Consider the following 12,382-nt stretch of genomic DNA (forward strand, 5'->3'; position numbering starts at 1 on the left):
AGACCGGTGACCGCAGCCGCCTCATGCTGGACATCGCCGGTTACCGCGCCAAGAAGCGCGCCGAGCTGTCCGAGCTGGGCGCCAAGGCCGCGGCCGAGGTCAAGAGCAGCGGTGAGGCCGTGAAGCTGAAGCCGATGACCCCGTTCGAGCGCAAGGTCGTGCACGACGCGGTCAAGGCTGCCGGTCTGCGCAGCGAGTCCGAGGGCGAGGAGCCGCAGCGCTTCGTCGTCGTGCTTCCCGCCTGAGCGGTCCCGAGTTCCACCGGCCCCGTCTGCCCGCAGGCGGGGCCGAATTTTGTCAGCCTGGTAGTTCTGGTGGTCGGCGCTGATCGCGCTGATGCGGTACGGAAGGACGGTCCCCGTGACGGAGGCAGTGGAGCTTCCCCCTGCGCCCGAGCAGGCACGCGACGTATTCGGTGATCGCTTCGCGGATGCGGTCCGGTACGCCGAGCTGCTGGCCGAGGCAGGGGTGCAGCGAGGGCTCATCGGGCCGCGTGAGGTGCCACGGCTGTGGGAGCGGCACCTGCTGAACTGCGCCGTGCTCTCCGAGGTCGTGCCCGAGGGCGTGACGGTGTGCGACGTCGGCTCGGGCGCCGGACTGCCGGGCATCCCCCTGGCGCTGGTCCGCGAGGACCTGAAGATCACGCTGCTGGAGCCGCTGCTGCGCCGCACGAACTTCCTGACCGAGGTGGTCGAACTGCTGGGCCTCGACCATGTGACCGTCGTGCGGGGGCGTGCCGAGGAGGTCATGGGCAAGCTGCCGCCGGTACATGTGGTCACGGCCCGTGCGGTGGCGCCCCTGGACCGCCTGGCCACGTGGGGCATTCCGCTGCTGCGTCCCTACGGTGAGATGCTGGCGCTCAAGGGGGACACGGCCGAGGAGGAGCTGAAGAGCGCCGCCACGGCGCTCAGCAAGCTCGGCGCGGTGGAGACCTCGATCCTGCATGTGGGTGAGGGGGTCGTGGACCCGCTGTCCACCGTGGTCCGGGTCGAGGTCGGGGAGAGTCCCGGTGGCGTGCGCTTCGCGGCCAAGCGTGCGAAGGCGGCCAGGACGGGACGGACGCGTCGGCGGCGGTAGCCGTCGGCGGGACGAGACGTACTCCACACAAGCTGCCAAACCCATGCGTGACGGAGTGTCGCGACGGTTCGGCCATGGCTGCTGTGCATCGTGTTTCACGTGAAACGTCGCTCACTGCTGCACGGGATCATCAACCGTGGCCGCGCTGCGGCCCAACCTCGCGACCGTAAGCCCCTCGGTTCACTCGGAGAGGGCACGGAGTTGTCCACAGAGGTGGATTTCTCCACAGAACGACAGGCCTCACTGGTTCACCACCCCGATGGCATGGGAGGCTCTGTTCATTGCGAGCCTGAAGTCGAGGAGAGTGAATCCTTGCGGTCCGACGCCAACATCGCGGGACCGATGACCGATCCGGTCCCCGGTCCCCGTACCGAGTCGATGGGGGAGGATGTTTCACGTGAAACACCGCCCCCGATGGACGACACTCCGATCGGTCGTGCCGCCCAACTGGCGGTCGAAGCTCTGGGCCGCGCCGGCGAGGGCCTGCCGCGTCCGGAGCAGACCCGCGTCATGGTGGTGGCCAACCAGAAGGGCGGAGTGGGCAAGACGACGACCACCGTCAACCTTGCCGCCTCGCTGGCTCTGCATGGCGCCCGTGTCCTGGTGATCGACCTGGACCCGCAGGGCAACGCCTCCACCGCGCTGGGCATCGACCATCACGCCGAAGTCCCTTCGATCTACGACGTGTTGGTGGAGAGCAAGCCGCTGGCAGAAGTCGTCCAGCCCGTCCCCGATGTCGAAGGTCTCTTCTGTGCCCCCGCCACGATCGATCTCGCCGGTGCGGAGATCGAGCTGGTGTCCCTGGTGGCGCGGGAGAGCCGGCTCCAGCGGGCGATCCAGGCGTACGAGCAGCCGCTGGACTACATCCTCATCGACTGCCCGCCCTCGCTCGGCCTGCTGACGGTCAACGCCCTGGTCGCCGGCCAGGAGGTCCTCATCCCGATCCAGTGCGAGTACTACGCGCTGGAGGGACTGGGCCAGCTGCTCCGCAATGTCGATCTGGTCCGGGGGCACCTCAACCCGACCCTGCATGTGTCGACCATCCTGCTCACCATGTACGACGGCCGGACGCGTCTGGCGTCCCAGGTCGCCGACGAGGTGCGCAGCCACTTCGGTGACGAGGTGCTGCGGACGAGCATTCCGCGCTCCGTCCGTATCTCGGAGGCGCCGAGCTACGGCCAGACGGTGCTGACCTACGATCCAGGATCGAGCGGTGCCCTCTCCTATCTGGAGGCGGCCCGAGAAATCGCGCTGAAGGGTGTCGGCGTCAGTTACGACGCCACCCACGCCCACATCGGCGCCCAGAGCGACCCGAGCATGGTGGAGGGGATTCAGTGAGCGAGCGACGGAGGGGGTTGGGCCGTGGTCTCGGCGCACTGATCCCTGCTGCCCCGACCGGGGAGAAGCCACCGGCACAGGCAGCGGCAGGAGGCGCCGGGTCCACATCGCCGACGTCCGTTCCGCTTCTGACCGCGGACCGCGGCGATCGCGGAGTGGCCGCGGCGAAGGTGGCCACGCTGCCGCCTGTTTCACGTGAAACAGAGGAGCCGGTGGGTGCCGGAGCCCCGGAGGCGCCCGCGCCTCCCCTGGGCGCCCACTTCGCCGAGCTTCCCCTGGACGCCATCACGCCGAACCCGCGCCAGCCGCGTGAGGTGTTCGACGAGGACGCGCTGGCCGAGCTCATCACCTCCATCAAGGAGGTCGGACTGCTCCAGCCCGTCGTCGTACGGCAGCTCGGCCCCGCGCGCTACGAGCTCATCATGGGCGAGCGGCGCTGGCGGGCCTGCCGTGAGGCCGGCCTCGAGGCGATCCCGGCGATCGTGCGGGCCACGGACGACGAGAAGCTCCTTCTGGACGCCCTGCTGGAGAACCTGCACCGGGCGCAGCTGAACCCGCTGGAAGAGGCGGCCGCCTACGACCAGCTCCTGAAGGACTTCAACTGCACCCACGACCAGCTGGCGGACCGCATCGGCCGGTCCCGCCCTCAGGTCTCCAACACCCTGCGGCTGCTGAAGCTGTCGCCGGCGGTGCAGCGCCGGGTCGCCGCCGGTGTGCTCTCGGCCGGTCATGCCCGGGCGCTGCTCTCCGTGGAGGACTCGGAGGAGCAGGACAGGCTGGCTCATCGGATCGTGGCCGAAGGCCTCTCCGTGCGGGCCGTCGAGGAGATCGTGACCCTGATGGGTTCGCGCCCCCAGACGGCTCCGCGTTCCAAGGGGCCGCGCGCCGGCGGCCGCGTCTCGCCCGCGCTGTCGGACCTGGCCACTCGCCTCTCCGACCGCTTCGAGACGCGGGTGAAGGTCGACCTGGGGCAGAAGAAGGGCAAGATCACCGTCGAGTTCGCCTCCATGGAGGACCTGGAGCGCATCCTCGGGACGCTGGCTCCGGGTGAGGGCCCGGTGCTGCAGAAGAGCCTGCTGGACGGCGGGACGGAGGACGTGGAGGACTGAGTTCGGAACGTCCTTCGAGGATGCGTTCGACTCGGCCGATCCGCGGGGGCGGGCCGTGTCCGGTGTGTACCGGAACACGGCTCGCTCTTTGCTTTCAGTCGGTATCGATGGAATCGCTTCGTGGATACGATGCGATCGGGTATGGCGCGTCCACCTGGCGGCACCTCTGAGTGGGAGGCGGGGGCCATGCGAACGGTGAGCCGCACCGGATTGGTGAGCGCGGGTCTGGGACTGGGTGCGATCGGCGGTTTCGTCGGCAGCCTGATCCGGGAGCGCGGCGCTCTGACAGCCGCTCGTGACGCTGCGGGCGAAGGAAGCGAGGATCAGCCTCCATGGGCCGTCGGCTCGTACCGCTTACGCTGGACAACCTTCAGGACCTTCCCAAGCGCTGTCGCGCGTGTGTCTTCTGGGAGTTGGACCCCGTCAGCGGCGAAGCCGCGGTGAAGGCGGGCACGCCCGCGCTGGAGAAGGAGGCCTGGATCTCCGCCGTCCTGCTGGACTGGGGCTCCTGCGGCCGGGTCGTCTACGTCGACGACGTCCCCGTGGGCTTTGTGCTCTACGCTCCCCCCGCCTACGTCCCCCGCTCCACCGCGTTTCCCACGAGCCCTGTCTCCCCCGACGCGGTCCAGCTGATGACCGGTTTCATCATGCCGGGGTATCAAGGACAGGGGCTGGGCCGGGTGATGGTCCAGACGGTGGCCAAGGATCTGCTGCGGCGGGGCTTCAAAGCCATAGAGGCGTTCGGTGACGCCCGCTGGAAGGAACCGGCGTGCATGCTGCCGGCCGATCATCTGCTGGCCGTGGGGTTCAAGACGGTTCGGCACCATCCCACCCATCCAAGGCTGCGGCTGGAACTCAGGTCGACGCTGTCCTGGAAGGAAGACGTGGAGATGGCGCTCGACCGGCTGCTGGGAGCCGTCCAGAAGGAACCGGCGCTGCGGCCGCTGTAGCGACAAGCGAATGGGCCAACCCGTCCGGGTTGGCCCATTCGTGTTTCACGTGAAACGTCGCGTGGCTCTCAGGCCTTCGCGCACGGCCTCACTCGGCGATGAACTCGTCGAGGTCGCGGAGAAGCGCGGCCTTCGGCTTCGCGCCGACGATGGTCTTGGCGACCTCGCCGCGCTGGTAGACGTTCAGCGTCGGGATCGACATGACACCGTACTTGGCAGCCGTAGCGGGGTTCTCGTCGATGTTGAGCTTGACGACCTCGATCTTCTCACCGTGCTCGGCGGCGATCGCCTCGAGGGACGGAGCGATCTGGCGGCACGGACCGCACCAGGCGGCCCAGAAGTCCACCAGGACGGGCTTGTCGCTCTTGAGTACGTCCTGCTCGAAGGAGTCGTCGGTCACGTTCTTCAGGGTGCCGGCCACGGCGGGCTCCTTAACTGGTTTGTGCGGTGGGGTGTTGGGGGTGTCAGACGGTGGACTTCTCGGGCTCGGCCTTCTGCTCGTTGTCCGCGAGGGCAGCGAGGAAGCGCTCGGCGTCGAGGGCCGCGGAACAGCCGGTGCCGGCCGCGGTGATCGCCTGCCGGTAGGTGTGGTCGACCACGTCACCGGCGCCGAAGACACCGGTCAGGTTGGTGCGCGTGGACGGGGAGTCAACCTTCAGGTAGCCCTCCTCGTCGAGGTCCAGCTGGCCCTTGAACAACTCGGTGCGCGGGTCATGGCCGATCGCGATGAACAGGCCGGTGACCGGCAGGTCCGAGAGCTCCCCGGTCTTGAGGTTGCGCAGCTTCAGGCCCGTGAGCTTCTGCTCGCCCTGGATCTCGGCGACCTCGCTGTCCCAGACGAACTTGATCTTCGGGTCGGCGAAGGCGCGCTCCTGCATCGCCTTGGAGGCGCGCAGCGTGTCCCGGCGGTGGACGATCGTCACGGACTTGGCGAAGCGCGAGAGGAAGGTGGCCTCCTCCATCGCGGTGTCGCCGCCGCCGATCACGGCGATGTCCTGGTCCCGGAAGAAGAATCCGTCACAGGTCGCACACCAGGAGACGCCGCGGCCGGAGAGGGCGTCCTCGTTCGGCAGGCCGAGCTTGCGGTGCTGCGAGCCGGTGGTGACGATGACGGCCTTCGCCCGGTGCACGGTGCCGGCGGTGTCCGTGACCGTCTTGATCTCACCGGCCAGGTCGACGGCGACGACGTCGTCCGGGACGAGCTCGGCGCCGAAGCGCTCCGCCTGGGCCCGCATGTTGTCCATGAGGTCGGGGCCCATGATGCCGTCGCGGAAGCCGGGGAAGTTCTCCACCTCGGTGGTGTTCATCAGCGCACCACCCGCGGTGACGGCGCCCTCGAACACCAGCGGCTTCAGCGACGCGCGCGCGGTGTAGAGCGCCGCCGTGTAGCCGGCGGGCCCGGAGCCGATGATGATCACGTTACGGACGTCGCTCACGGCTTGATTCCTCGTCTCTGGACTGTCTCGTACGGCCGGTGGGAGCCTTGCTCACAGCTCTCACCCCACCCAACGGATCCTAAGGGGCGCGCATTCCCGGTGTCCCCGGGCACACGGAGGCGTCGACACCGTAGGGGATACCACGTGTGCCGGCGGCCAAGCGTCGGTGCTCAGGAACGCGCGTAGGAGTGGGTCAGAAGGACCTTGGCCCCGGCCGAGGGGCGCTGGACGCAGGTCGCGTCGACGACATAGGCGGTGACCCGGTTGGTGTCGCCGGAGGCGTCGGGGAGCACCACGAGATAGGCGCTCTTCCCGTCGTAGGTGCCCGACTGGGCGGCCAGGGGGGTCCCGGTGTTGTTGATGGCCTGCTGGACGCAGGCGGGCACGGAGACGGTGGGCTCGCTCTTGAGGACGTTCGGGTTGCCGGTGCCGGTGGCCGAGTCCGCACCGAAGCTGTGGGGGGCGTGGGTGGTGCCCTGGGACTTCTGTGCCTTTTCCAGCAGGCCGGCCACCTGGCGCTGCAGCGTTCCCGAGGCGAAGGTGTCGGCGGAGGCGCTGGGGCGTCCCTCCGCCGTGGTGCCGCCGTCCTTGCCCTCGTGGAGGGTCGCCAGGACGAGGGAGACGACGCCCACAGCTGCGACGGCGAAGGCCGAGCCCAGGACGGCGATCCGGCGGCGCCCGCGACGCGTGCGGGCCGTGCGGCCCGGCCCCGTGCTGGAGGCGCGAGCATGGCCCGAGGGGCGGCCGACCGGGGTGCGATGGGAGCGGTCGTCGACCGATGTTTCACGTGAAACAAGCGCGCCGCCCGTGGAGACACGGGCCGCCTCGGCGGCGAGGGCCGCGTCGATACGGTCAGCGACGTCCCCGGGCATCGCCTGGGCCTCGGGCAACGCGTCGGCCTCGGACATGGCGCCGAGCAGATCGCGGATCTCCCCCAGCGACGCGTGGACCTCCGCGCACTGCTCGCACTCGTCGAGGTGTCGCCGGACGTCCTCGGTGCGGGAAGCGGACAGCAGGCCTTCGGTGAGGTCGGAGATCTCCGTGACGTCCGGGTGCCCGGCCGTGTCCGTCGTGGCTGTCACGCTCGCCCACCTCCGCCCTTCACAGCAGCTGAATCACTTGGCCCGGTGTTCCGCGCGCCCCTGTCTTCGGTGCCCGCTGCCGGTGGGACGGATGTCCCCTCTACCCGGTTCCGGCCCGTGTCCTCTTCTTTTTCTTTTCCGGCACCGGGTCTGCCCGGCCGCAGATGGGTGATCAACGGCAGGAGCCTGGCTCTGCCCCGGGCGCACCGGCTCTTCACGGTTCCGGTCGGCACGTCGAGGATGCGGGCGGCCTCGGCCACCGGATACCCCTGCATGTCCACGAGGACGAGTGCGGCCCGCTGGTCCGGTGGAAGGGTGCCCAGGGCCTCCACGAGCTGCCGCTGGACGTCGTTGCGCTCGGCGGGCGCGGAGGCCGACTCGTGCGGCTCCAGCAACTGCTCCAGGCGTTCGGTGTCGTCCACCGGTGAGGTCTTGCGCGAGGCGGCCTTGCGGGCCCGGTCCAGACACGCGTTCACCGTGATCCGGTGGAGCCAGGTCGTGACGGCCGACTGCCCGCGGAAGGTGTGGGCGGCCCGGTAGGCAGAGAGGAAGGCGTCCTGCACCGCGTCAGCCGCCTCCTCGCGGTCGCCCAGCGTCCGCAGGGCGACGGCCCAGAGGCGGTCGCGGTGCCGCCGTACGATCTCGCCGAAGGCATCGGGGTCACCCGCGACATGGCGGGCCAGGAGGTCCTGGTCGCTCGTGCCGTCGCGGGCGGTGTCGTCCGCCATCCGGCCCCCTCCCCCTCCGTGCGGCGTCAGCCGGTGAACTTCACATCGGTGATGGCCTGCTTGTAGCCGGCGCCGCTGTAGCCGTCACTGGGTGCCTGGGGCACGTCCGTGATCCACAGCAGGACGAAGCGCGTCTTCAGCGACTTCGCCGCCTTCACCGTGAGAGAGGTGGCGCTGGTCGTCTGGGTTCCGATCTCCTTCATCCCGTCGACTCCGGTCGAGGGGGTCAGGGAGTCGGTGGCGTAGAGGTGGACCGTGGTGTGGTCTCCGCCGTACCGGAGCGCTATCGACGCGGACGTGACCGTCCTGGCCGAGCCGAGGTCGTAGACGATGCCCACGCCCGGCTTGTACGGCGCCAGCCTCGGGCCGGCGTTGTAGCGCCTGGTCCGCCAGTAGGTCGAGCTGTTGCCGTCATAGGTGTTGCCGACGGCCTCCGGGGCCTGGGCGTCACCGCTCGCCACATACTCCCGGGCGCCCTGGATCTGGATGGGCTGGGCCGGCTTGGGCTTGTTGCCGTTCTTCTCGTTGCCGTCCTGGGTCTGCGTCTGCGTGTCGTTGCCGGCCTTGCCCCCCTGGTCCATCAGGGCGTCGGCGAGCTGCCAGCTGCCGAGTCCCAGGGCGGCGATCAGGAGGGCCGAGACGGCCCACTTCAGCGCCTTTCCGGTGCGGCTCTGCAGCGGGGGCGGCGGCGTCGGCACCGGCTGGGTGGCGCCCGGGCGCGGCGCCGGGCGGCCGTACGTGCCCTGCTGGTACGAGGTGTGCTGGTACTCCGGCGGCGCGGTGAACGCGGGCTCCGGCGGGCGGATGCGGGGCATCTCGCCGATCGCCTTCACCAGTTCCTCCGGCGTGGTGCACGGCGACTCGTGGCGGGACGCGGTGGCGCCGTCGTTGGCGAGGGCGCGCATGGACAGCTCGGACAGGCCGCGGTGGATGCCGGCGCGCACCTGGTCGGGAGGGATGAGGCCGATGTCCTTGGGCAGACCGGCCAGTCCGTAGGCGTCGTTCTCGTACGGCCAGCGCTGGGTGAGCGCCGCGTACAGCAGGGCGCCGATCGCCTCGGTGTCGGTGCGCTGCGGGGTGTCGGAGCTGATGCCGCGCAGGGCGGCGTTCACGGCGAGGCCGCGGATGCGCCACTGACCGGTGGAGGTGCGCAGCACGGCGTTGGGGTTCAGCCGCAGATGGGCGAGGCCCTCGCGGTGCGCCGCGGCCATCGCGGAGGAGACCTGGCTGACCAACTGGTAGGCGTCGTGCGGCTCCAGAGGGCCGGCCGACAGCAGCGTGGTCAGCTCGGTCGCGTCGGGCAGCCACTCGTGGACCACGTAGACGAGGTCGTTCTCGTCGACCGCGTCGAGGACTTGGACGAAACGCGGGTCACCCAGCAGCGCCGAGGAGCGGGCCGCGGCCAGTACCGAACGGGCGCGGGCGTGATGGGCCGGCAGCACGTGCACGCCGACCGCGCGGCGCAGCTTCTCGTCCACCGCGCGCCAACTGCTGAATCCGTCCAGACGAGTGACGCACTCCTCGAGGCGATAGCGTCTGGCCAGCTTGTGACCGCTGTGCAGTTCGGGCGTCGAGGCCTTCTCCGCGGAACCCGCGATCCCGTTGCTTCCCTGTGCCTCGTCGTTGTCCGTGTCCCGCTCCCGGTTCTGCGCCACCCCGTCGGCCGTGGACTGGTCCGCCTTGGCGGTCAGCGGCTCGTCACCGCTGTTGTCTGCCACGTCGACGGCAGCCGTGCTCCGTTCCGCCACCGTCGCTCCTGCCTCCCCATCCGTTGCGCGCTGTCCGACGCCGAAACCAATTGTGCCCACAGTCCGCCGCTATGCACGACACACAGCCGCGGACGATGGTTGTGCGCCTACCCCTGCCTCAACGCCCCAGGCGCCCACGGACCATGCCCACGAGGGAGTTGAGTTCCTCGATGCGCATGCGGCGGGCGGCGACGAAGAAGACGCCGAGCAGCAGGGCGCCACCGGCCAGCAGCGCGGCGAACGACCCGATGACACCCTGCCCGAGCGTGTGGCCGATGCCGTAGCAGGCCGCCCCGCTGACGAGCACCGCCGGCACCGAGGCGATGCACAGGCGGGCGTAGGTCCGTGTGACGCGCGAGCCGTCGAGGTCGCCGCCGAGGCGCTTGCGCAGCCTGCGCCATGCGACGCCCACGCCGATCGCGTACGCCAGGCCGTACGAGGCGGCCATGCCGGCCACGGCCCAGCGAGGCGGCAGCAGCATGTAGCACAGGCCGGAAGCGGCCGCGTTGACCGCGGCCACGATGACCGTGTTGTAGAACGGCGTCCGGGTGTCCTCGTAGGCGTAGAAGGCGCGCAGGACGACGTACTGCACCGAATACGGGATCAGGCCGAGGGCGAACGCCATCAGCATGTAGCCCATGTTGGTGGCGGCGCCGGTGCCGGAGGACCCGAAGATCAGCGTGCACATCGGGATGCCGAGGGCGAGGAACCCGAAGGCGATGGGCACGATGGCGACGGCCGTCGTGCGCAGCCCCTGCGAGATGTCGTCGCGGACGGCCCCGCTGTCGCCCTCGGCCGCCGAACGCGAGATGCGCGGCAGCAGCGCGGCCATCAGGGAGACCGTGATGATGGCCTGCGGCAGGCCCCAGACCAGCTGGGCGTTGGCGTAGGCGCTGAAGCCGGTGCCGGGGATGTCGGTGTCCTTCACCGAGGCGGTGGCGAGCTGGGTGACCACCAGCGCGCCCGCCTGGTTGGCGAGGACGAACAGGACCGTCCACTTGGCGAGCACGGCGGCCTTGCCCAGGCCGTGGCCCCTCCAGTCGAAGCGCAGGCGCAGCTTGAAGCCGGTCTCGCGCAGGTAGGGGATCATCGCGAGCGCCTGTACGACCAGGCCGAGGAGCACGCCGATTCCCAGCAGGCGCTGTCCGGCCGGCGGGATGTTGGCGACGTTCATGTGGGAGTTCGCGGCGGTGCCGTAGACCCACAGGAACATGCCGAGCGTGGCGATGATGACGACGTTGTTGAGGACCGGCGTCCACATCATCGCGCCGAACTTGCCCCGGGCGTTGAGGATCTGGCCCATGACCACATGGATGCCCATGAAGAAGATGGTGGGCAGGAAGTACCGGGTGAAGGTGACGGCCACCTCGTTGGCCGGCAGGTCGCTGGCGACCGGGTTGGACAGCAGCCGGACCAGGAGCGGAGCGGCGAACATCGCCAGTGCGGTCAGGACGCCCAGCGCCACGATCACCAGGGTCAGGAGGCGGTTGGCGAACGCCTCGCCGCCGTCCTCGTCCTCCTTCATGGCGCGCACGAGCTGCGGGACGAACACGGAGTTGAGGCCGCCGCCGACGGTCAGGATGTAGATCATCGTCGGCAGCTGGTAGGCGACCTGGAAGGTGTCGCCCAGGAGGGCGGTGCCCAGGGCGGCCACGATCATCGCGGAGCGGATGAACCCGGTCAGGCGGGAGACCATCGTGCCCGCCGCCATCACGGCGCTCGACTTCATCAGGCCGGAGGCCCGGCCGCCCTTCTTCGCGGGCGCGGGCGGCGCGGCGGGCTCGGCCGCCGGAGCGGCGGCCACACCGGGCGCACTGGGAGCACCGGGCGCGGGGGCCGGGGCGTAGGCGCCCATCGGCGGTCCGCCGGCGGCCGGAGCCGCGGCGGGGCCGGGGACCGAGGGGACGCCTGCGGCAGGCCTCGCGTCGGCGTGCTGCGGTGGCTGGTAGCCGTACTGCCCGGGGTCCTGCCGGTCGTAGCCGCTCTGCCGTGCCTCCGGGTAGCCGCCCTGCTGCTGGTCCCGGAAGAGGTGCGCGAAGGCGTCCGGCTCGTGGCGCTCCTCGCCGGAGTGGCTGACGAGGTCGTCGACGCCGACGAACTGCGTGGTGCGGGGGTCCTCGCCGTACGGCATGTGCCGGGCGGCGGCGCCGGACGGCTCCGGCGGCGGGGTCCGGGCCCACACGCGCGGGTCGGGGGCGTACGGCGACTGCGGTGGCGTGCCGTAGAGCGGCTGCTGCGGCCCGTACGCGCCCGGGGGCGGCGGTGGGTGCGCGGCGCGGTCGTACAGCGCCTCGCCGACGGGATCCTGGGCGGTGAGGTCCTGGCCCCGGTAGGGGTCGTCGTCGTAGGCGTCCTGGAGGTACATGTCCGCCGGAGGCTGCGGCGGTACCTGGCCGGGCTCGGGCGGCGGGCCTTCGGGGTAGCCCGAGCTGCCCACGGCGTGGCCGTGGTCACCGTCGTACGGCGCGTTCATGCTTACCCCACCTCATCGTCCGGGCCCTTTGGCCACGACATCCTCAACGGTCCACTTTCTCACCCGTGCCGGACGGGTCGGCGTTTTCCGCTGCGGTGTCCGGTGTCGGGTCACTCGCCTGCTCCGGGTCGCCTTCCCGGGGCCGGGTGTCCGACTCCTTCTTCTCAAGACGGTCCGCGGGGCCCTCGGGGTTCTGCCCGGAGCCGGCGTCCTGGTCGCCGTCGGGGTCCTGGTCGCCGTCAGGGTCCTGCTCGCCGTCGGGGTCCTGCGCGTCCTCGCCCTCGTCCCCGTCCCGGCCGTCCGGGGCGGCCTCCGTCTCCTCCCGGGCCGCGGCGCGCTTGCGCTGGGTGTACATCCGGAAGCCGGCGAGGACGAGCAGCAGGACGCCTCCGCCGATGACCAGCATCACGGCGGCGGTGATCTCGGTGACCTTCACGTCGA

The 12,382-nt window shown here is 70.4% G+C and carries 11 protein-coding genes and 1 pseudogene; 5 read left to right on the plus strand and 7 right to left on the minus strand.

Annotation, left to right across the window (positions count from 1 at the left end; genetic code table 11):
- The 5 genes from IE249_RS38610 to IE249_RS26885 all read left to right on the plus strand — a co-directional run.
- Positions 1–245, plus strand: a 245-nt coding sequence (locus tag IE249_RS38610) for a Jag family protein (RefSeq protein ID WP_308434400.1), incomplete at its 5' end; no start/stop codon positions are given.
- Between the two features lie 115 nt (positions 246–360).
- Complete coding sequence (rsmG, locus tag IE249_RS26870) at positions 361–1,077, plus strand: 16S rRNA (guanine(527)-N(7))-methyltransferase RsmG (protein ID WP_189708759.1); 717 nt, start codon at positions 361–363, stop codon at positions 1,075–1,077.
- Between the two features lie 264 nt (positions 1,078–1,341).
- Entirely contained in the window at positions 1,342–2,415 is a 1,074-nt protein-coding gene (locus IE249_RS26875; RefSeq protein ID WP_189708941.1) for a ParA family protein, read from the plus strand.
- The gene (locus IE249_RS26880) at positions 2,412–3,524 is read left to right on the plus strand and encodes a ParB/RepB/Spo0J family partition protein (RefSeq protein WP_189708761.1); all 1,113 of its coding nucleotides are present in this window, start codon (positions 2,412–2,414) and stop codon (positions 3,522–3,524) included. The genes IE249_RS26875 and IE249_RS26880 overlap by 4 nt, the downstream gene beginning before the upstream one ends.
- Positions 3,525–3,856: 332 nt before the next feature.
- Positions 3,857–4,474, plus strand: a complete 618-nt coding sequence (locus tag IE249_RS26885; RefSeq protein ID WP_073950611.1) for a GNAT family N-acetyltransferase — start codon at positions 3,857–3,859, stop codon at positions 4,472–4,474.
- Between the two features lie 88 nt (positions 4,475–4,562).
- Here IE249_RS26885 and trxA read toward each other — a convergent pair whose 3' ends face one another.
- The 7 genes and pseudogenes from trxA to IE249_RS38615 form a co-directional block, all read right to left on the minus strand.
- Positions 4,563–4,895: a thioredoxin gene (trxA, locus tag IE249_RS26890; protein WP_189708763.1), complete on the minus strand. Its 333-nt coding sequence runs from the start codon at positions 4,893–4,895 to the stop codon at positions 4,563–4,565.
- A gap of 43 nt (positions 4,896–4,938) precedes the next feature.
- Positions 4,939–5,910, minus strand: a complete 972-nt coding sequence (gene trxB / locus IE249_RS26895) for a thioredoxin-disulfide reductase (RefSeq protein ID WP_189708765.1) — start codon at positions 5,908–5,910, stop codon at positions 4,939–4,941.
- 170 nt (positions 5,911–6,080) lie between these two features.
- Positions 6,081–6,992 (minus strand): anti-sigma factor family protein, encoded by a 912-nt coding sequence (locus IE249_RS26900; protein ID WP_189708767.1) that lies wholly within the window; start codon positions 6,990–6,992, stop codon positions 6,081–6,083.
- Positions 6,989–7,720 carry an RNA polymerase sigma factor SigM gene (gene sigM, locus IE249_RS26905; protein WP_189708769.1) on the minus strand — a complete coding sequence of 244 codons (732 nt, stop codon included), beginning with the start codon at positions 7,718–7,720 and terminating at the stop codon, positions 6,989–6,991. Before sigM ends, IE249_RS26900 begins: the two co-directional genes overlap by 4 nt.
- A gap of 26 nt (positions 7,721–7,746) precedes the next feature.
- Positions 7,747–9,468, minus strand: a complete 1,722-nt coding sequence (locus IE249_RS26910) for a protein kinase family protein (protein ID WP_189708771.1) — start codon at positions 9,466–9,468, stop codon at positions 7,747–7,749.
- Positions 9,469–9,586: 118 nt separating this feature from the next.
- Entirely contained in the window at positions 9,587–11,941 is a 2,355-nt protein-coding gene (murJ, locus tag IE249_RS26915) for a murein biosynthesis integral membrane protein MurJ (protein ID WP_189708773.1), read from the minus strand.
- 43 nt (positions 11,942–11,984) lie between these two features.
- Positions 11,985–12,382: pseudogene (locus tag IE249_RS38615) on the minus strand (DUF6049 family protein); the annotation flags it as partial.

Source organism: Streptomyces anandii JCM 4720 (assembly GCF_014650655.1).
GTDB classification, from domain to species: Bacteria; Actinomycetota; Actinomycetes; order Streptomycetales; family Streptomycetaceae; genus Streptomyces; species Streptomyces anandii.